The organism is Friedmanniella luteola, assembly GCF_900105065.1.
GTDB classification, from domain to species: domain Bacteria; phylum Actinomycetota; class Actinomycetes; order Propionibacteriales; family Propionibacteriaceae; genus Microlunatus; species Microlunatus luteolus.
Genome location: NZ_LT629749.1, coordinates 2,878,381 through 2,897,933, shown reverse-complemented (window position 1 = coordinate 2,897,933; position 19,553 = coordinate 2,878,381). Strand labels below are relative to the sequence as shown.

Here is a 19,553-nt window from a genome sequence, read left to right as displayed (position 1 = left end):
CTCGTCGGTTCCCGTGAGACGGCTGTCCACGATCTGGAACCGGGTAATCCCTACAGGAACGCATGGGTATAGTTCCTGGTGTCACGAGCGCCAGCGTCAAGCCCCGGCTTGCTGGCCGGCAACCCTCCTCCGCGGTGGGGTGCCCCGGGTGAGGACACGGCTGGCGTCTGACCGGGCGCCGGCAAGCGCGGACCCCGGCCCCGGGGTCCTGATCCCGGAGGTCGTCCGCGATGAGCCTGCTCACCCACCCCGTCGAGACCCGCGCGGCGGACGACGTCGCCCCGCTGCTGCCGGTCGTCGGCCGCGGCCAGTCCGTCCCCCTGGTCGACGGGCGGAGCGCCCGCTCCGTGCACCTGGACAACGCGGCCAGCGCTCCGGCCCTGCAGGCGGTCGCCGACCACGTCACCGCGGTGCTGCCCTCCTACGCCAGCGTCCACCGCGGCGCGGGTTACCTGTCGCAGGTCTGCACCCGGCTCTACGAGCAGGCCCGCACCGAGGTGGCGCGGTTCGTGGGCGCTCGCGACGACGACGTGGTGGTCTTCACCCGCAACACCACCGACGCCCTCACCCTGCTCAGCGGTGCTGTCCCGGGGGAGGTGGTGGTGCTGGACGTCGAGCACCACGCCAACCTGCTGCCGTGGCAGCGGGGCACGGCGCGCGTGGTCCGCGCCCACGACACCGTCGTCGCGACCGAGGCCGCCCTGGCCGCCGAGCTCGGCCGGCGGCCGGCGGCCCTGCTCGCGGTCACCGGCGCCTCCAACGTCACGGGCGAGGTGCCACCACTGGCCCGGCTGGCGGCCCTGGCCCACGCCCACGGCGCCCGGATCGTCGTCGACGCCGCGCAGCTGGTCCCGCACCGCGGGGTCGACGTGGCCGGGCTCGACCTCGACCACGTCGCCTTCTCCGGGCACAAGCTCTACGCTCCGTTCGGGGCGGGCGCCCTGGTGGGCCGCCGGGACTGGCTGGACGCGGCCCCGCCGCACCAGGCCGGGGGCGGCGCCGTCCGCGAGGTGACCACGACCGCGACCGCGTGGGCCGCCAGCCCGGAGCGGCACGAGGGCGGGACCCCGAACGTGCTCGGCGTCGCGGCTCTCGCCGAAGCCTGCCGCGCCCTGCGCGCGGTCGGGTTCGACCGGGTGCGGGCCCACGAAGCGGTCCTGCACCGCCGCCTCGTCGACGGGCTCCGCGACCGCGGCCTCGAGCCGCTGCGGATCTGGGCGGACGCGGCGGACGTGGTCGGCGTCGTCAGCTTCACCGTCCCCGGCTTCGCGGCGGCCCAGGTGGCTGCCTTCCTCTCCGCCGAGCACGGCGTGGGCGTCCGCGACGGCCGGTTCTGCGCGCACCCCCTGCTGGCCCGGCTGGGAGCGTCCGACGGCGCCGTCCGCGCCAGCCTCGGGGTGGGCAGCAGCTCCGCCGACGTCGACCGCCTGCTCGACGCCCTCGACCGCTTGCGGGCCGACGGGCCCCGCTGGACCTATACCAGCGCGGCCGGGAGCTGTCGACCCTCACCCGACCCCCGACCCCTGCCCGCCTGGTGGACCGGCGCCGGTCGTCTCGACGAGCCGTCCGCGGCCCCGTCCTCACCGTGCACCCCCGCCGACACCCCTGCACCCACCGGAGAACCCCGATGACCCTCACCACGCCCAGCACCCGCTTCGCCAGCCCCGTCGACACCGAGCGCCACGGCGAGTACCGGATCCACCAGCGCCCGGAGGACCCGCGGCCGCTCTACCGCTTCACCGGCCGGCTCAGCTCCGACGGCTCCACCGCCTTCCACGCCGAACCCGGCCGCTACCACCTCTACGCCGGCTGGTTCTGCCCCTGGGCGCAGCGGGTGGTGCTGCAGATCGCGGCCAACGGACTCCTCGGCTCGTCGGGGGGTGAGGGGGGTCGTCCCCCCTCCGGGGTTCCCGGGGCGATCGGCGTCTCCTACGTCGACGACGCCCGGGACGGCCGCGGCTGGGCCTTCCGCGAGACGCACGGACCCGACCCGGTCAACGGCTTCACGCTGCTCCGCCAGGCCTACGAGGCCACCGAGCCCGGCTTCGACGGCCACATCAGCGTCCCGACGCTGTGGGACACCACGACCGGACGGGTGGTGAGCAACGACTTCGTGACGCTGGGGATCGACATCGCCACCCAGTTCACCGGCTCCCGCTGGCCGGGGGTCGACACCTACCCCGCGCACCTCCGCGCCGAGATCGAGGAGCTCGACGCCTGGGTCGGTCCGGCGGTCAACCGGGGCGCCGGCCGGGCCCGCGGCCAGGGTCCCGCGGCCGAGCAGGCCCGGACCGACCTGCTCGCCGCGTTCACCCGGCTCGACGACCTGCTCGCCGACCGGAGCTTCCTGGTCGGCCAGGGGTTGACCGAGGCCGACTTCCGGCTGTGGGTGACCCTGGCGCGCTACGACGTGCAGACCAACGCCACCGGTCAGGTCGGCCCGCCCCTCACCGCCTGGCCGCACCTGGCCCGGTACGCCGGCTGGCTCGCCGAGCTGCCGGCCTTCCGCGCCACCACCCGCTGGGCCAGCTTCAGCGCGCCCGGCACCTCCCCGTCCTTCCTGCCCTCCAGCCCCGTCAGGAGCCACCCGTGACCCGCCCCCTGCACCTCGCCGTCGCCCTGGACGGCGCCGGCTGGCACCCCGCCGCCTGGCGGCTGCCCTCGGCCCGCCCCGCCGAGCTGCTGACCGCCGGCTACTGGGTCGACCTCACCCGGCGCGCCGAGGAGGGCCTGCTCGACCTCGTCACCTTCGAGGACGCGCTGGCTCTGCAGGGCTCGACCGGTCCCGGAGGACGGCCCGACGGCCGCACCGACGAGGTCCGCGGCCGCCTCGACGCCGTCCTGGTGGCCGCGCGGGTCGCCCCGCTGACCTCCCGCATCGGGCTGGTGCCGACCGCCACGGTCACCCACACCGAGCCGTTCCACGTCTCCAAGGCCATCGCGACGCTGGACCACGTGTCCGAGGGCCGGGCGGGCTGGCGGGCGCAGGTCTCGCCGCGGCCGGAGGAGGCGGCGCACTTCGGCCGGCGTGACGTCCCGCGGCTCGACCTGCGGCAGCGCGACGACCCCGCCGTCGCCCAGCTCCTGCAGGACCTGTTCGACGAGGCGGGCGACGCCGTCGAGGTCGTCCGCCGGCTCTGGGACAGCTGGGAGGACGACGCCGAGATCCGTGACGTCGCCACCGGCCGCTTCGTCGACCGCGACAAGCTCCACCCCGTCGACTTCGCGGGTCGCTGGTTCCACGTGCGGGGTCCCTCGATCACGCCGCGCCCGCCGCAGGGGCAACCGGTGGTCGCGGCCCTCGCCCACGCCGCCGTCCCGCGGGCCTTCGCCGCCCGCGCGGCCGACGTCGTCTTCGTCACCCCGTTCGACAACGCGGGCGTGGCGTCCGACGTCGCCGAGATCGCGTGGCACCGGGAGGCCGCCGGACGCGAGGGCACGGGGCAGGGGGGAGCGGGCCACGTGTGGGCCGACCTGGTCGTCTCGCTGGACCCCGACGCCGACCGCGCCCAACGCCGCTGGCAGCAGCTGGAGGCCTGGTCCGGCCGGCCGTTCAGCAGCGACGCCGACGTCTTCGTCGGCACCCCGCAAGGGCTGGCCGACCTGCTGCTGGCCCGGGCCGAGGCCGGCCTCACGGGCTTCCGGCTGCGGCCGGCCGCCCTCCCGGACGACCTCGACGCCATCGTCGACGCCCTCGTCCCCGAGCTGCAGCACCGCGGGGCGTTCCGCACGGCCTACGAGGCCGACACCCTGCGCGGCCTGCTCGGCCTGTCCCGCCCGCTCAACCGCTACGCCGCCGAGGAGCTCCGATGACCCGCCCCCGCAAGCAGATCCACCTCGCCGCCCACTTCCCGGGCGTCAACAACACGACCGTGTGGAGCGACCCGGCCGCCGGCAGCCACATCGAGTTCAGCTCCTTCCGGAAGCTGGCGCAGACCGCCGAGCGGGCCAAGTTCGACTTCTTCTTCCTCGCCGAGGGGCTGCGGCTGCGGGAGCAGAACGGGAAGATCTACGACCTCGACGTCGTCGGCCGCCCGGACACGTTCACCGTCCTGGCCGCGCTGGCCGCCGTCACCGACCGGCTGGGCCTGGCCGGCACCATCAACACCACCTTCAACGAGCCCTACGAGGTGGCGCGGCAGTTCGCGAGCCTCGACCACCTGTCGGCCGGCCGCGCGGCCTGGAACGTCGTGACCTCGTGGGACGCCTTCACCGGCGAGAACTTCCGCCGCGGTGGCTACCTGCCGCAGGACGAGCGGTACGCCCGGGCGCAGCACTTCCTCGACGCCGCCTTCGCGCTCTTCGACTCCTGGCGCGGCGACGAGGTGGTGGCCGACCAGGGGTCGGGTGCGTTCCTCAGCCGGCCCGAGGTGGGTGGGTTCTCCCACGTCGACCAGCACTTCGACATCAGCGGGGCGTTCAGCACGCCCCGCAGCCCGCAGGGCCGTCCGGTGATCTTCCAGGCGGGGGACTCCGAGGAGGGCCGGGAGTTCGCGGCGGCGTCGGCCGACGCGATCTTCACCGGCCACGCCACCTGGGACGCCGGCCGCGCCTTCTACGCCGACGTCAAGGGCCGGCTCGCGCGGCACGGCCGACGGCCGGACCAGCTGGTCGTGCTGCCCGCGGCGACGTTCGTCCTGGGCGACACCGACGCCGAGGCCGCCGACCTCGCCCACGACGTCCGCCGCCAGCAGGTCAGCGGGCAGACCGCCATCAAGTTCGCCGAGCAGCTGTGGAACGTCGACCTCAGCGACCACGACCCCGACGGCCCCCTCCCGTCCTTCGACCCGGTGGTGGGGGAGAACACGATCGCCCGGGGCCGGGCCAGCGTCCGCCGGTTCCGCGACCCCGTCGGCACGGCCCACGCGTGGCGCGAGCGGGCCGAGGCCGAGCACCTGTCCCTGCGCGAGCTGGTCATCGAGGTGACCGGGCGCCAGTCCTTCATCGGCTCGGCGGAGACGGTGGCGACGAGGATCGACGACTTCGTCCAGGGCGACGTCAGCGACGGCTTCATCCTCGTCCCGCACCTCACGCCCGGCGGGCTCGACCGCTTCGCCGACACGGTCGTGCCCCTGCTGCAGGAGCGGGGATCCTTCCGCACCGAGTACGCGGGCACCACCCTGCGCGACCACCTCGGGCTCGCGCTCCCCGAGCCCGGTCCTTCGACGGGATCAGGGCACGGGTCACTGGTCGACGGGCAGGTGGCCCGGTGAAGTTCCTGGCCATCACCCTGATCACCCACCTCCCCGACCCGGTCACCGGGGTCCAGAGGTCGACCACCGACGCCTACCGCGCCGTCGTCGACAACGCCGTCCTGGCGGAAGAGCTCGGCTTCGACGGCTACGGCGTGGGGGAGCGGCACGAGCGGCCGTTCATCTCCTCGTCCCCGCCGGTGGTGCTCAGCCACATCGCCGCGAGGACCGAGCGGATCCGGCTGTTCACCACCGTCACCATCCTGAGCCTGCTCGACCCCGTGCGGGCCTACGAGGACTACGCGACGCTCGACCACCTGTCCGGCGGTCGGCTGGAGCTGATCATCGGCAAGGGCAACGGCACGGCCCAGCGCGACCTGTTCGCCGTCACGCCCGAGGACCAGTGGGCGCGCAACGCCGAGGGGTACGAGCTCTTCCGGCGCCTGTGGCGGGAGGAGAGGGTGACCTGGTCGGGCCGGTTCCGACCCGCCCTCGTCGAGGCCGAGGTCTGGCCGCGGCCGCTGCAGCAGCCGGTCCGGGTCTGGCACGGCTCGGCGACCAGCCGGGAGTCGGTCGACCTCGCCGCCCGCTACGGCGACCCGCTGTTCTCGGCCAACGTCACCCACGCCATCGAGCCGTACGCGGCCCTGGTGGACCACTACCGGGAGCGCTGGGTGGCCCACGGGCACGACCCGGCGGACGCCGTCGTGGGAGCGGGCACGGCCGGCTACCTCGCCGCACCGACCTCGCAGGAGGCGGTCAGCCGCTACCGGCCGGTCTTCGAGGCCGGCCTCGCGGGCCTGACCCGCGCGGGCCTGACCCCGAGCTTCACCACCCTGGAGGACCACGTCGAGCGCAGCTCCGCCCTGGTCGGCAGCCCCGCGCAGATCGTCGAGAAGGTGCACCGCTACCACGCCCGGCTCGGGCACACGGTGCTGCACGTGCACGCCGACGGGGCCGGGCTGACCCCCGCCGAGCACCGCACGAACCTCGAGCTCTTCCAGTCCGACATCGCCCCGGTGCTGCGCCGGACCATCCCGGACCCGCCCTGGCCCGGCACGCCCACCCCGACGCCGGACCGGCGCCCCGCGCCGGTGCCGGTGGGCTGAGCCCGTTCCCCGGCCCGTCCCCCGTCCCCCGAGCCCGTCCTCCGTTGCCTGAGCCCGTCCTCCGTTGCCTGAGCCCGTCGAAGGGCCACCCCTCGCCCCGCGTGCCCCGCACGCCCACCCACCTAGGAAGCACCTCGTGAGCACGTCCCTCCGCCGTCCCGGCGCCCTGCTGCTGGTCCCCGCCCTCGCCGCCGCCCTCGGGCTGAGCGCCTGCGGCGGCGCCGACTCGGCCGCCGGCACTGGTGACGCCGACACCTTCACCTTCGCCCTCGCGTCCGACCCGGGCTGCCTCAACCCACGGGTCGCCGGCAACAACGACGCCGCCTACCCGTCCCGTCAGCTCGTCGACTCCCTCACCGACCAGGATCCCGAGACCGGGGAGATCAAGCCCTGGCTGGCCGAGAAGTTCTCCGTCAACAAGACGGCCACCCAGTTCACCTTCACGCTGCGCGACGGCGTCACCTTCAGCGACGGCACCCCGCTGACCGCGGAGACCGTCCAGCAGAACTTCGACGAGATCATCACCCACGGCGCCGCCCAGGCGCAGTCGCTGCAGTTCCTCACCGGCTACGCCGAGACCGTCGTCGTCGACGACCGCACCGCCCGCGTGGAGTTCGACCAGCCCAACGCCCAGTTCCTGCAGGCCACGGCCAGCCACTTCCTCGGCCTGCTCGCCCCGTCGTCCCTCGCGGCCGACCCGGTGACGCGCTGCGACGGCAACATCGTCGGCACCGGTCCGTTCGTGCTCGACCACTACACGAAGAACACCGAGGTGGTGGAGACCCGCCGACCCGGCTACGCCTGGGGGTCCTCGCTGTGGGAGCACACCGGTGAGGCCGCGTCCGCCCGGCTCGTCTTCAAGGTCATCCCCGAGGCGGGCGTCCGCTCCGGCTCGCTGCGCTCGGGTCAGGTCGACGCCATCGGTGGCGTGCCGCCGCAGGACGAGAGCTCGCTGCAGACCGGGGGCATCACCCTGCAGATCCGACCCAACCCCGGCCAGGTCTTCACCCTGACCCCCAACGTCCAGCGGCCGGCGCTGGCCGACGTCCGGGTCCGACAGGCGCTCAGCCACGCGGTCGACCGGTCCGCCGTCGTCGCGGCCGCGCTGAGCCCCAGCTACGAGGCCGCGTCCAGCGCGGTGGCCTCCACGACACCCGGGTGGACCGACCTCGGCGACGAGCTGACCTACGACCCGGCGGAGTCGAAGAGGCTGCTCGACGCGGCGGGCTGGACCCCGGGCGCGGACGGCATCCGGGAGAAGGGCGGCCAGCGGCTCACCCTCGTCACCTACTGGGGCACCAACTTCAACCCGAACCAGGCGGCGCTGGAGCTGATCCAGCAGCAGGCCAAGCAGGTCGGCATCGAGATCGACCTCAACTCCGTCGCCATCGGCGAGCTGCAGGCCAAGCTGGCGACGGGTGACTTCGACCTGTCGTGGGGCAACAGCACCCGGCCCGACCCCGACATCCTGCGCAACACCTACTGGCGTGACGGCACCGCGCCCTACGGCATCGACGACCCCGCGCTGGTCAAGGCCCTCAAGGCCCAGCAGACGACGACGCAGCAGAAGGCCCGGTTCGCCGACGCGGCCACCGCTCAGGAGGTGATCGTCGAGAAGGCCTACGGCGTGCCGGTCTTCGAGCTCATCACCGTGCTCGGGCTCCGGCCCGGCGTCACCGGCGTCCGGTTCGACTCCTACTCCCGGCTGCAGCTGGTCGCGGCCGCCGCCACGGAGAGCTGACCCGTGCTCCGTCACCTGCTCAGCCGGACCGGGCAGGCCGTGCTCGTGCTGTGGGCGGCCTACACGGTCGCCTTCCTCGTGATGTACGGCCTGCCGGGCGACCCGGCCGCGCTGATCGCCGCCGGCGGGGACGTCGCCAACAGCTCCGCGACCCCGGAGCAGGTGGCGGCGCTGCGGGCGCAGTACGGCTACGACCAGCCGCTCGCCGTGCAGTACCTGCACCACCTGGGGGCGGCGCTCACCGGCGACCTGGGCACCTCGCCCCGCACCGGGCCCGTCGGCGCCTCCATCGCCGCGGCCGTCCCCGCGACCGCCCAGATCGCGGGCCTCGGCCTGCTCTTCTCGGTGGTCGTCGGCGGCGGGCTGGCCCTCACGGCCACCTACGTCTCCACCCGCTGGCTCCGTCAGCTGCTGCTGTCACTCCCGCCGCTGGGGGTCTCCGTGCCCAGCTTCTGGATCGGTCTGCTGCTGCTGCAGGCCTTCTCGTTCGGGCTCGGCTGGTTCCCCGCCTTCGGCAACGAGGGCCCCGCCGCCCTGGTGCTGCCGGCGGTCACCCTGGCCGTCCTGGGGAGCGCGATGATCGCCCAGGTGTTCGCGCGCAGCCTGCGCGGCGAGGCCGCCGAGGCCTACGCCGACACCGCGCGCGCCAAGGGCGCCTCCCGGCTGCGGGTGCACCTGCGCCACACCGCGCGGAACGCCTCGCTGCCGACGTTCACCATCACCGGTCTGCTGGTGGGGCAGTTCCTCGCCGGCACCGTGGTGACGGAGACGGTGTTCTCCCGCACCGGCCTGGGCCAGCTCACCGCGACCGCCGTCGGCACGCAGGACATCCCGCTGGCGCTGGGCGTCGTCGTGTTCGGGGCCGCGGTCGTCGTCGCGGCCAGCCTGGCCGTCGACCTCGTCTACCCCCTCCTCGACCCGCGGATGCGTCGGGTGGCCCGCGCGGCGCGCAACCCCGACCCGGTCGACGGGCGCACCGACCCGGCCCAGGGCGGGCTCGTGACGGGGGCGGCCCGATGAGCCTCCTGGACACGCGCGCCGAGGTGCACGGCGCCGGGCCGGTCGGGCCCACCGTCGACCAGCCGGCCCCGAGCCGCCGACGGAGCCGGTCCGGGCACCGGCTGCTCGCCCCCGGCCTGCTGCTCTCGGCGCTCTGGCTGGCCCTGGTCGTCGTCGCGGCGTTCGCGCCGGGGCTGCTCACGGCGACCGACCCCTACGCCGCCGACACCGGGGCCCTGCTGCAGCCGCCGTCGGCCGGGCACTGGTTCGGCACCGACCAGATCGGCCGCGACCTGTTCAGCCGCGTCGTGCACGGCTCGGCGCTCTCGCTCCAGGCGACGCTGGTCGCGGTGGGCGTCGGGGTCGTCCTCGGCGCCACCGTCGGCCTGCTCGCCGGGGCGGCGGGCGGCTGGCTGGACGCCGTGCTGATGCGCGCCGTCGACGTCCTGCTGGCCATCCCCAGCCTGCTGCTGTCGCTGGCCCTCATCACGGTGCTCGGGTTCGGCACGGTCAACGTCGCCATCGCCGTCGGCTTCGGCAGCGTCGCCGGCTGCGCCCGGATCATGCGCTCGGAGGTGCTGCGCGTCCGGCAGAGCGTGTACGTCGAGGCCGCCACCTCCCTCGGCGTCCGGCGTCGCACGGTCGTGCTGCGGCACGTCCTGCCCAACGCGGCCGGTCCGGTGCTGGTGCTCGCCGCGCTCGACTTCGGTACCGCCATCCTGGCGGTCTCGTCGCTGAGCTTCCTCGGCTACGGGGCCAAGCCGCCGACCCCGGAGTGGGGCTCCCTGGTGGCGTCCGGACGGGACTTCCTGGGCAGCGGCTGGTGGCTCACCACGCTGCCCGGGCTGGTCGTCGTCGCCACCGTGCTCGCCGCCAACCGCATCGCCCGCGCCCTGGAGCGCGGCCGAGGAGGAGCTGACGCATGACCACCACGACCACGCAGACCGGCCGGCCGCTCCCGGAACCCGTCGAGGGGCCGTCGAGGACCCCAGGCAGCGGTGCGGGCTCAGGCCACCCCTCGCGCCCTGAGCCTGTCGAAGGGCCGTCGACGACCTCAGGCACGGGGGCCAGCCCGGGCGGCGTCGTGCCGCTGCTGGCCCTGCAGGGGCTGCACGTCGCGTACCGCTCGCGGGCGCGGACGGTGGCCGCCGTCCGCGGTGTCGACCTGACGGTGGGCGCCGGCGAGACGGTCGCGCTCGTCGGCGAGTCCGGCTCGGGCAAGTCGACGACGGCGCACGCCCTGCTGGGCCTGCTGCCGCCGTCGGCCCGGGTGAGCGCCGGCACCGCCTCCCTCGACGGCGACGTCCTGCTGACCGCCGGCACCCGACCGCCGCGGGGGCTGCTCGGCCGGCGCGTCGGCTTCGTCCCCCAGGACCCGATGACCGCCCTGAACCCCGTGCAGCGGGTGGGCGACCAGGTGGCGGAGGTGCTGCGGGTGCACGGCCTCGCCGACCGTGCGCAGGCAGCCGAGCGGGCCGTCGACGCCCTGGCCCGCGCCGGTCTCGACCGGCCCGCCGACCGGGCGCGGCAGTACCCGCACGAGCTGTCCGGCGGGATGCGCCAGCGCGCGCTGATCGCCATCGCCCTGGTCGCCGAGCCATCGCTCCTCGTGGCGGACGAGCCCACCAGCGCCCTCGACGTCACCGTGCAGCGCGTCATCCTGGACCGGATCGCCGAGCTGAGCGCCGCGTCCGGCACGGGGGTCCTGCTGATCACCCACGACCTCGGCGTCGCCGCCCAGCGGGCCGACCGGATCGTCGTGATGAAGGACGGGGTGGTCGTCGAGGCCGGGGCGTCCGGGCAGCTGGTCGCCGCGCCCGAGCACCCCTACACCCGGGAGCTGCTGGCGGCCGCACCCGGGCTCGGCTCGCCCGTGCTCGCCGCCCCCCGGCCTCCCGGGGCACCCGACCGCGTGCCGCTCCTGGAGCTCCGCGCCGTCCGCAAGGAGTACCCGCTGCCCCGCGGCGGGCCGCGGAGGGTGCTCGCCGCCGTCGACGGGGTGGACCTCACCGTCGGGGTCGCCGAGACCGTCGGCCTGGTGGGGGAGTCCGGCTCCGGCAAGTCGACCACCGCCCGGCTGGCCGCCCGGCTGGTCGACCCCACCGGGGGTGGTGTCGTCTTCGACGGCGAGGAGATCAGCGGGGCCCGCGGTGAGCGGCTCCGTCGGCTCCGTCGGCGCTTCCAGCTCGTCTACCAGAACCCCTACGCCTCGCTGGACCCCCGGCTGAGCGTGGGGGAGAGCGTCGCCGAGCCGCTGCGGGCGTTCGGCGTCGGGGCGCGCCGTGACCGGTCCCGGCGGGTCGGCGAGCTGCTGGAGCGGGTCGCGCTGCCCCGCACGGCGGCCGAGCGCCGGCCGGCCGAGCTCTCCGGTGGGCAGCGGCAGCGCGTCGCCATCGCCCGCGCGCTGGCGCTGCGGCCCGCCCTGGTCATCTGCGACGAGCCGGTCTCGGCCCTCGACGTCTCGGTGCAGGCCCGGATCCTCGAGCTGCTCGTCGGGCTGCAGGCCGACCTCGGCCTCAGCTACCTCTTCATCTCCCACGACCTGGCGGTGGTCCGGCAGATCGCCCACCGCATCGCCGTCATGCGGGCCGGACTCGTCGTCGAGACCGGACCGACGGAGCAGATCTTCACCGACCCGCGCTCCGACTACACCCGCGAGCTGCTCGCGGCCATCCCCGACCCCCACCCCACGCGCACGCCGCAGCTCGCGGCGGAAGGACGACCATGACCTCCCCCCTCGACCACGGCGACGCCCGCCCCGGCCCTTCGGCCGGCGTGGTCGCCCTGGCCGGCAACCCCCGGCCCGGCTCCCGCACCCTGCTCGTCGCCCGCACCGTCGCCGACCAGCTGGCGCGTCGGCTCGGCGCGGCCGCCCCGCCGACCGCGCTGGACGTCGCCGAGGTCGCCGGCGAGCTCTTCGCCGCCGACGCCCCCGAGGCCGACCGCTACCGCGCGACCCTGGCGGCCGCCGCCGTCGCCGTGGTGGCGACGCCGGTCTACAAGGCCAGCTACACGGGCCTGCTGAAGGCCTTCCTCGACCGGGTCCCCACCGGCGGCCTGCGCGGGGTCGTCGCGGTCCCCGTCGTCGTGTCGGGCACCCCCGCGCACTCGTTCGTCGCCGAGCACCTGCTGGCCCCGCTGCTGGTGGAGCTCGGCGCCCTGGTCCCGGTCCGGCCCCTGGCGGTCACCGAGAGCCAGCTCGACGACCTCGACGCCGTGGTCGGCGCGTGGGCGGACGAGGCGGCGCCCGTCCTGGCCCGTCTGGTGCCGGGCCAGGGGGTGGCCCGGTGAGCGCGCAGCCGTGGTCACCGGGCGCGGACCCGGCGCAGCCGGTCGACCCCACCGCCTTCCGCGCGATCTTCCGCCGGCACCCGGCCGGCGTCGCCGTCGTCACCCTGACCGACGGCGACCGGCCGGTCGGCTTCACCGCCACCTCGGTGATCTCGGTCTCGGCCGAGCCCCCGGTGCTGGTGTTCTCGGTCGCCGGGACCTCCTCGTCCTGGCCCGCGCTCGCCCGCGCCGGCAGCCTGACCGTGAACTTCCTCGCCGCCGACCAGGTCGACGTCTCGGCCCGGTTCGCTACCAGCGGCATCGACCGCTTCGCCGGCGTGGACTGGCGGCGGCTGCCGACGGGGGAGCCGGTGATCTCCGGCGTGCCCTCCTGGGTCCGCGGCGAGGTGCTCCAGCGGACGGCGGTGGGGTCCAGCTTCCTGGTCGCGGTCCGGGCGGTCGAGGCCGCGCAGCTCGGCAGCGGGCCGCCGCTCGTCTACCACGACCGCGGCTACCACCGGGTGGACGGCAGCTCCGCCGTCTGACGCGGCGGTCCCGGCCGGACGGCGGGCGGTCGTCCGGCCAGCCGCGGTCAGCCGGCACCCGGCGTGAGGTGCTCCTCCAGGGGCGCGGGACGCGGTGGGGTCGCTCCTGCACGGCCCGCCAGGTCCGCGATGGTGATGTCGTCGAGGAAGTCGACGATCTGGCGCTGCAGGTCCAGCCAGACCGCGTCGAGACCGGGGTGGCCCGAGGTCTCGCGTCCCGGTCCCGTCAGCTCGGCCAGCGCTCCCGTGGCCGGCTGGAGGGCCGCGACGACGGAGGCGAGGGTGAGGCGGTCGACGGGGACGGTCAGCAGGTAGCCGCCGCGGCCGTGACCCCCGCGGTGGCTGCTGACCAGGCCGGCCGCCCGCAGGTCGCGGAAGATGTGCTCGAGGAAGCGGTGGGAGATCTGCTGGCGTTCGGCGATGACGTGCAGGGGGAGGGGGTCCCCGGGAGCCGTGGCGAGCTCGAGGAGCGCCCGGACGGCGTAGTTGGTCGCGGCGGGGACTCTCACGACGGGCTGGTGGCCCCTGCGGGGTCGAGGGAGCGGACGCCGGGCGCCGGGGCGCCGATGGTGGCGGCGCCGCGCGCGGGCCGGACCCAGATCGGGGACCCGGGCGCGAGGTCGAGCGCCTCGACCTGGCCCGGCGTCAGCTGCAGCCAGAAGGACGCGTCGCCGTCGCGGGCGTCGGCCCTGACCTCGAAGCCGATGCGCTGCAGGCGCTCGACCCGCGCCGGCACCGTGCCCGGCTGCGCCTCGGCGAAGACGTCGAGGTCGTGGGGGCGGACCAGCTGGCCCCCGAGCCGGGTGACGGGGCCGAGGAACTCCATGACGAACTCGTTCGCCGGCCGGTCGTAGAGGTCGTTGGGGCTGCCGACCTGCTCGACCCGTCCGTGGTTGATGACGACGAGCTCGTCGGCGACCTCGAGCGCCTCCTCCTGGTCGTGGGTCACGAAGATCGTGGTGACGTGCACCTCGTCGTGCAGCCGGCGCAGCCAGTCGCGCAGCTCCTTGCGGACCTTGGCGTCGAGGGCGCCGAAGGGCTCGTCGAGCAGCAGCACCTTCGGCTCGGCGGCCAGCGCGCGGGCCAGCGCCATCCGCTGCCGCTGGCCGCCGGACAGCTGGGCCGGGAGCCGGTCGGCGAACTGGTCGAGGTGCACCAGCTCCAGCAGCTCCTGCACCCGCCGCCGGGTCTCGGCCTTCGGGCGCTTGCGCACCTCCAGGCCGAAGGCGACGTTGCGGTAGACGCTGAGGTGCTTGAACGCGGCGTAGTGCTGGAAGACGAAGCCGACGTCGCGGCGCTGGGGCGGCAGCGAGGTCGCGTCCTGGTCCTCGATGCGCACCGTCCCGGAGTCGGCCTGGTCGAGGCCGGCGATGACCCGCAGCAGCGTCGACTTGCCGCCGCCGCTCGGGCCCAGCAGGGCGGTCAGCTGGCCGCTCCGGACGTCGATGCTCACGTCGTCGAGCGCGACGAAGCTGCCGAACCGCTTGCTGATGTTCAGGGCCTGGATGCCCATCGGTGCTCCTTAACGGTGGTCGCGCGGCCGCAGGAGCGCCACGACGATGATGCAGAGGACGGCGATGGCGACCATCACGAAGCTGATGGCGTAGGCGCCGGGCTCGTCGAGGTCGGCGTAGCGCTGGGCCGCCAGCAGCGGCATGGTCTGGGTGGAGCCGAGCACGTTGCCGGCCACGACGCGGACGGCGCCGAACTCGCCGAGGGCGCGGGCGAGGCTGAGGACGACGCCGTAGGCGAGCGCCCAGCGGACGCTGGGCAGGGTCAACCGCCACAGCCGCTGCCAGGCGTTGGCCCCCAGCGCCCGGCCGGCCTGCTCCTGCTCGAGGCCGATCTCCTCGAGCACGGGGACGAGCTCGCGGACCACCAGGGGCAGCGACACGAAGCAGGTGGCCAGCACGATGCCGGGCACCGAGTAGATGACCTGGATCCCGACCGTCTCCAGCGCGCCGCCGAACCAGCCGTTCCGCCCGTAGACGAGGATCAGCGCCAGGCCCGCGATGACGGGGGAGACCGAGACGGGCAGGTCGATCAGGGCGTTCAGGACGCCGCGGCCCCGGAACCGGTAGCGGGTCAGCAGCAACGCCACCGCCAGCCCGAAGACCGTGTTGATCACGACCGCCTGCAGGGCGACCTGCAGGGACAGGGTGATCGCCGCCACGGCCTCGGGCGCGGTGACCGACGCGACGAACGCGGCGAACCCGTCCTCGAAGGTGCGGCCGAGCATGACGACGAGCGGGACGACGACGAGGACGACGACGTAGGTCACCGCGACCAGCCGGAGCGCCCAGCGCGTGGACCCCGAGGACGAGACGGCCGGGCTGGGGGCGACGGCCGACGTGGCGGGCGCCGCCTGCGTCACGTCAGCCACGGCGGGCCGTCTGCCGCTGCACCACGCCGAGCAGGACGATGACCGCCAGCGCCACGACCAGCAGCACGGTGGCGACCGCGGACGCGCCGGCCAGGTTGTCGTTCTCGATCTGGCCGAGCATCCGGGCGGAGGCGACCTCGGTGCGGCGGGGCAGGCTGCCCGAGATCAGCACGACGGAGCCGTACTCGCCCAGCCCGCGGGCGAAGGAGAGGGCGGCACCGGCGGCCATGGCCGGGGCGATGTTGGGCAGGATCAGCCGGCGGAAGACGACCGCCCGGCTGGCGCCGAGGGAGGCGCCGGCCTCCTCGACGTCGCGGTCGAGCTCCTCGAGCACGGGCTGGACGGCCCGGACGACGAAGGGCAGCGTGACGAAGAGCAGCGCGACGAAGATCGCCCAGCGGGTCTGCGCCAGCACGATGCCCAGCGGGCTCTGGTTGCCGTAGAGGGCGATGAGCACGAGGCCGGCGACGATCGTCGGCAGGGCGAACGGGATGTCGATCACCAGGCTGAGCAGCCGGCGACCCCAGAACCGGTCGCGGACCAGCACCCAGGCCACGACGGTGCCCATCACGGTGTTGACGACGGTCGCCGCTGCCGCCGTCAGCACGGTCAGCCGGATGGAGGCGGCCACGGCCGGGCTGGTGACGGTGTCGACGAAGCCGGCCAGGCCGTCGGTGCTGGCGGTCACCAGGACCGCGACCAGCGGCAGCAGCACGAGGATGCTCATCCAGAGCAGGACCAGGCCCAGCGCCAGGCCCGAGCCGCGGCCGAGCCGGAGGATGCCCTGGGGAGCCTCCCCGCCCCGGCCGCGCGCCGTACCGCGCGGGGCCGAGGTGGGGATCAGCGTGGCGGTCACGATCGCGGGGTCACGAGACGCCGCTCGCGTCCTGGATCTTGCTGACGATGCCGGTGTCCTCGGCGAAGAACTTCTTCGCCGCCTCCGACCAGCCGCCGAACTCCTCGATGGTCACGAGCTTGCCCACCGTCGGGAACGGCTTCGCCGGGTCCTTGGCCCCCTCGACCGTGCCCGGGTCGACGCTGTCGTCGAGCGGGCGGAACCCGTGGCTGGCGAAGACCTTCTGGCCCTCGTCGGAGACGACGTAGTCGAGGAACTTCTTCGCCGACTCGGGCGCCTTGGTGGTCACCGCGCCCGGGTTCTCGATCTTCAGGGTGGTGTCGGGGAGGACGTAGTCGACCTCGGCCCCGCTCTGCCGCGCGGCGATGGCCTCGTTCTCGTAGGAGATGAGGACGTCGCCGGTGCCGCTGGTGAAGGCGCTGGTCGCCTCCCGCCCGCTGGAGGGGAGGCTGACGATGTTCTGGTAGTACTTCGTCAGGTACTCGGTCGCCTCGGCCTCGGAGCCGCCGTTGGCGGTGATGTGGGACCAGGCCGCGAGCACGTTCCAGCGCGCCGAGCCTGAGGACCCCGGGTTGGGGGTGACGATCTCGACGCCGGGCTTGATCAGGTCGTCCCAGCCCGTGATGCCGAGCGGGTTGCCCTTGCGGACCACGATGGTCACCACCGAGGTGCTGACGATGCCCTTGTTCGGACCCTGGTCCCAGTCGGCGGCCACCAGGTCCTCGTCGACGAGCTTGGTCATGTCCGTCTGCAGCGAGAAGCCGACGTAGTCGGCCGGCAGCCCGGAGATGACGGCGCGGGCCTGGTCGCCGCTGGCTCCGTAGGACGACTTCCACGTGACGCCCTTGCCCTCCGGGGTCTCGGCGAAGTCCTTCTGCAGGTCGTCGTAGGCCGGCTTCGGGACCGAGAAGGCGACCAGCGACAGCTCAGAACCCGAGCCCGAGCCCGCAGCGCCACCACCGCCGCACGCCGCCAGGGCCAGGCTCAGCGCGGCCAGGACCGCGACAGCAGGGCGGGTCCAACGGGTCCTCGGGATGATGCTCATGGTCCGGTCCTCATTTCCTACCTGGCTACTCGGAATACACCGAGATGCTGCACCGTCCCGGGCCGACCGTCCATGGCGTCTCGCATGGCGGTCGCACGCCTCGTGCTGGACGGGTGAGCATCTCAACCAGATGGTTGACGCCGGGATGCTCCGGGGTTACCGTCATCTCAACCAAGCAGTTGACGATCGGGGGCTGTGATGACCGACCCGCTCACCCAGGTGTTCGCCGCCCTGGCCGATCCGACCAGGCGCGACCTGGTGGCGCAGCTGACGGACGGCGACGCCACCGTGGGCCAGCTGGCGGCGCCCTACGAGGTGAGCGTGCAGGCCATCTCCAAGCACCTCAAGGTGCTCGAGCAGGCCGGTCTGGTCAGCCGGTCCGCCGAGGGGCACCGCAGCCCGGTGCACCTGGAGGCGGAGGTCTTCGACCTGATGACGAAGTGGATCGAGCGCTACCGGCAGCGTGCCGAGGCCCGGTACCGGCGGCTGGACGCGGTGCTGGCCGAGCTCGACGACGAGGAGGCCGGGCACCCCCCGGCGCGAGCGGAGGAGACAGGATGAACGACACGATGACGACGGCCACCAGGATCGAGGCGGACCCGACCGTCCCGATCATCCGGCTGACCCGGGACTTCGCGGCCAGCGCGGCCCAGCTGTTCCGGGCGCACACCGACCCCGAGCTGTTCGCCCGGTGGGTCGGGCCGGACGGGATGACGACGACCCTGGACCGCTGGGACGCCAGCACCGGCGGCAGCTGGCGGTACGTGGCCACCCGCGACGGCGTGGAGTTCGGCTTCCACGGCTGCTTCCACGAGGTCCGGCCCGACCGGATCGTGCAGACCTTCACCTGGGAGGGCGAGCCGGACGGGGTCGCCCTGCAGACGCTCGTCCTCACCGACCTCGGCGACGGCCGCACCCGGCTGCACACCCAGTCGCTGTGCGACAGCTTCGAGGGCCGGGACGCCTGGCTGCGCAGCGGGATGGAGGTCGGCGTCGACCAGGGCTACGCCAAGCTCGACGCCCTGCTCGCCGCCGGCGCGGTCGTCGGGACCACGCCGGAGGGCCGGCCATGAGCCTCCCCAGCGAGCCGGGCGCACGTCACCGCGCCGTGGCCGCCGGGTTCACCGCCCGGGTGTGGGGGACGTCCGGCTGGGACGCACCCGCCCCAGTGCCCGGGTGGCGCGCCCGGGATGTCGTGGGCCACCTCGTCGGGTGGTTCCCGGAGTTCCTGACCAGCGCGACCGGCCTGGTGCTGGACCGCGGACCGTCGCCGGAGGAGGACCCGGTCGCCGCCTGGCAGGTGCACGCCGACGCGGTGCAGCGGCTGCTCGACGGGCCGGAGGCGGCCACCCCCTTCCAGCACCCGATGGTGGGGGCGATGCCGCTGCCGGACGCGGTCGACCGGTTCTACACCTCCGACGTGTTCCTGCACACCTGGGATCTGGCCCGCGCGACCGGCCAGGACGAACGGCTCGACGCGCAGACCTGCGCGGAGATGCTCGACGGGATGACGCCGATCGAGGCGTTGCTGCGGTCGTCGGGCCAGTACGGCCCGGCCGTGACGGTGCCGGACGACGCCGACGTCCAGACCCGCCTGCTCGCCTTCATCGGCCGGGACCCGCTGGGCAGCCGGGGGGCGACGGTCACCGGATGAGGCCGGCGGGGCGCGACCATGGTGTCGTGCCCCCACGTCGACTCCCGCACGGCTACACCAACCGGTCGTGGGTCGAGGACGGGCAGGTGGTCAAGGAGTACAACGCGGTCGACGGGGCGGAACGGCTGCGGGTGGAGGTGGCGGCGCTGGGCCGGTCGGCCGGCGTGGTGCCGGTGCCCGAGGTCGTCTCGGTCGACCTCGGTCGTCGCCGGGCGGTGCTGACCGTGATGCCCGGTCGGCACGGGCAGGAGCTCGTCGACGCGGGCTTCGCCGCACCCGTCCTGGCGGCGGCCGGCCGGACGCTCCGCGCGCTGCACCGTTCGCTGCCCGGGCTGGTGCACGGCGACTACGGCCCGCAGAACCTCCTGTTCGACGTGACGGCATGGGAGGTGTCGGCCGTCCTGGACTGGGAGTTCGCCCGCGAGGGCGACCCCGTCGAGGACCTCGCCTGGGCCGAGTGGATCGTGCGCACGCACCACCCGGACGACGTCGGAGCGCTGCCCGCCCTGTTCGCCGGCTACGGGTCCCGGCCACCCTGGCCGGACCGGCAGGAGGCGATGCTGCGCAGGTGCGCCGAGCTCGAGGAGCTCTGCCACCGCCGCGGCCAGGCCCAGGGCGCCGCCCTGTGGGATCGCCGGCAGCACGCGACCCGGGCGTGGAGCGGGTAGCACCGCGGGCGGCACCCCCCGGGCCGGCTCGGCCCCGGGTCACCTCGATCACCTCGGTCGCCGCGGCGGCGCGGCGACGCTCGCCGGCCAT

20 protein-coding genes and 1 riboswitch are annotated in these 19,553 nt (G+C 74.7%); of the genes, 15 read left to right on the top strand and 5 right to left on the bottom strand.

From position 1 onward, the window contains the following. The first annotated feature begins 79 nt into the window (after positions 1-79). Positions 80-194: riboswitch (SAM riboswitch) on the top strand. 36 nt (positions 195-230) lie between these two features. The 11 genes from BLT72_RS13630 to BLT72_RS13580 all read left to right on the top strand — a co-directional run bounded on the left by BLT72_RS13630 (position 231) and on the right by BLT72_RS13580 (position 12,856). Continuing rightward, on the top strand, positions 231-1,631 hold the full coding sequence (locus BLT72_RS13630) for an aminotransferase class V-fold PLP-dependent enzyme (RefSeq protein WP_091413508.1): 1,401 nt from the start codon (positions 231-233) through the stop codon (positions 1,629-1,631). Continuing rightward, the gene (locus BLT72_RS13625) at positions 1,628-2,593 is read left to right on the top strand and encodes a glutathione S-transferase C-terminal domain-containing protein (RefSeq protein ID WP_091413506.1); all 966 of its coding nucleotides are present in this window, start codon (positions 1,628-1,630) and stop codon (positions 2,591-2,593) included. Before BLT72_RS13630 ends, BLT72_RS13625 begins: the two co-directional genes overlap by 4 nt. After that, a complete protein-coding gene (locus BLT72_RS13620) occupies positions 2,590-3,813 on the top strand; it encodes an LLM class flavin-dependent oxidoreductase (protein WP_091413505.1) in 1,224 nt (407 codons plus the stop codon). The genes BLT72_RS13625 and BLT72_RS13620 overlap by 4 nt, the downstream gene beginning before the upstream one ends. Beyond that, positions 3,810-5,213, top strand: a complete 1,404-nt coding sequence (locus BLT72_RS13615; protein WP_091413503.1) for an NtaA/DmoA family FMN-dependent monooxygenase — start codon at positions 3,810-3,812, stop codon at positions 5,211-5,213. Before BLT72_RS13620 ends, BLT72_RS13615 begins: the two co-directional genes overlap by 4 nt. Further along, positions 5,210-6,301 (top strand): LLM class flavin-dependent oxidoreductase, encoded by a 1,092-nt coding sequence (locus tag BLT72_RS13610; RefSeq protein ID WP_091413502.1) that lies wholly within the window; start codon positions 5,210-5,212, stop codon positions 6,299-6,301. The genes BLT72_RS13615 and BLT72_RS13610 overlap by 4 nt, the downstream gene beginning before the upstream one ends. 136 nt (positions 6,302-6,437) lie before the next feature. Next, entirely contained in the window at positions 6,438-8,042 is a 1,605-nt protein-coding gene (locus BLT72_RS13605) for an ABC transporter substrate-binding protein (protein WP_197677030.1), read from the top strand. A gap of 3 nt (positions 8,043-8,045) precedes the next feature. Further along, entirely contained in the window at positions 8,046-9,062 is a 1,017-nt protein-coding gene (locus tag BLT72_RS13600) for an ABC transporter permease (RefSeq protein ID WP_091413500.1), read from the top strand. Then, on the top strand, positions 9,059-9,967 hold the full coding sequence (locus BLT72_RS13595) for an ABC transporter permease (RefSeq protein WP_091413499.1): 909 nt from the start codon (positions 9,059-9,061) through the stop codon (positions 9,965-9,967). The genes BLT72_RS13600 and BLT72_RS13595 overlap by 4 nt, the downstream gene beginning before the upstream one ends. After that, the gene (locus BLT72_RS13590) at positions 9,964-11,769 is read left to right on the top strand and encodes a dipeptide ABC transporter ATP-binding protein (protein WP_091413497.1); all 1,806 of its coding nucleotides are present in this window, start codon (positions 9,964-9,966) and stop codon (positions 11,767-11,769) included. The genes BLT72_RS13595 and BLT72_RS13590 overlap by 4 nt, the downstream gene beginning before the upstream one ends. Further along, on the top strand, positions 11,766-12,332 hold the full coding sequence (locus tag BLT72_RS13585; RefSeq protein ID WP_091413496.1) for an NAD(P)H-dependent oxidoreductase: 567 nt from the start codon (positions 11,766-11,768) through the stop codon (positions 12,330-12,332). The genes BLT72_RS13590 and BLT72_RS13585 overlap by 4 nt, the downstream gene beginning before the upstream one ends. After that, the gene (locus BLT72_RS13580; RefSeq protein WP_091413494.1) at positions 12,329-12,856 is read left to right on the top strand and encodes a flavin reductase family protein; all 528 of its coding nucleotides are present in this window, start codon (positions 12,329-12,331) and stop codon (positions 12,854-12,856) included. Before BLT72_RS13585 ends, BLT72_RS13580 begins: the two co-directional genes overlap by 4 nt. 47 nt (positions 12,857-12,903) lie before the next feature. Here the strand turns inward: BLT72_RS13580 and BLT72_RS13575 are convergent, their stop codons facing one another. From BLT72_RS13575 to BLT72_RS13555, 5 genes are read right to left on the bottom strand one after another with little or no spacing between them, the layout of a single operon-like run. Then, a complete protein-coding gene (locus BLT72_RS13575) occupies positions 12,904-13,365 on the bottom strand; it encodes an RrF2 family transcriptional regulator (protein ID WP_157720487.1) in 462 nt (153 codons plus the stop codon). Beyond that, a complete protein-coding gene (locus BLT72_RS13570) occupies positions 13,362-14,369 on the bottom strand; it encodes a sulfate/molybdate ABC transporter ATP-binding protein (RefSeq protein ID WP_091413493.1) in 1,008 nt (335 codons plus the stop codon). Before BLT72_RS13570 ends, BLT72_RS13575 begins: the two co-directional genes overlap by 4 nt. A 9-nt stretch (positions 14,370-14,378) precedes the next feature. Continuing rightward, on the bottom strand, positions 14,379-15,239 hold the full coding sequence (locus BLT72_RS13565; protein WP_091413491.1) for a sulfate ABC transporter permease: 861 nt from the start codon (positions 15,237-15,239) through the stop codon (positions 14,379-14,381). Next, positions 15,232-16,095 (bottom strand): sulfate ABC transporter permease subunit CysT, encoded by an 864-nt coding sequence (cysT, locus tag BLT72_RS13560; protein WP_231930050.1) that lies wholly within the window; start codon positions 16,093-16,095, stop codon positions 15,232-15,234. Before cysT ends, BLT72_RS13565 begins: the two co-directional genes overlap by 8 nt. A gap of 10 nt (positions 16,096-16,105) precedes the next feature. Beyond that, positions 16,106-17,140 (bottom strand): sulfate ABC transporter substrate-binding protein, encoded by a 1,035-nt coding sequence (locus tag BLT72_RS13555; RefSeq protein WP_091413488.1) that lies wholly within the window; start codon positions 17,138-17,140, stop codon positions 16,106-16,108. 198 nt (positions 17,141-17,338) lie between these two features. On the opposite strand from BLT72_RS13555, the gene BLT72_RS13550 reads away from it, so the two are divergent. From BLT72_RS13550 to BLT72_RS13535, 4 genes are read left to right on the top strand one after another with little or no spacing between them, the layout of a single operon-like run. After that, positions 17,339-17,701 (top strand): ArsR/SmtB family transcription factor, encoded by a 363-nt coding sequence (locus tag BLT72_RS13550; RefSeq protein WP_091417440.1) that lies wholly within the window; start codon positions 17,339-17,341, stop codon positions 17,699-17,701. Continuing rightward, complete coding sequence (locus tag BLT72_RS13545) at positions 17,698-18,213, top strand: SRPBCC family protein (protein WP_231930048.1); 516 nt, start codon at positions 17,698-17,700, stop codon at positions 18,211-18,213. The genes BLT72_RS13550 and BLT72_RS13545 overlap by 4 nt, the downstream gene beginning before the upstream one ends. Next, positions 18,210-18,794 (top strand): TIGR03086 family metal-binding protein, encoded by a 585-nt coding sequence (locus BLT72_RS13540; protein ID WP_091413486.1) that lies wholly within the window; start codon positions 18,210-18,212, stop codon positions 18,792-18,794. The genes BLT72_RS13545 and BLT72_RS13540 overlap by 4 nt, the downstream gene beginning before the upstream one ends. Before the next feature lie 26 nt (positions 18,795-18,820). Then, positions 18,821-19,462: a phosphotransferase gene (locus tag BLT72_RS13535; RefSeq protein ID WP_157720486.1), complete on the top strand. Its 642-nt coding sequence runs from the start codon at positions 18,821-18,823 to the stop codon at positions 19,460-19,462. The last annotated feature ends 91 nt before the right edge of the window (positions 19,463-19,553 follow it).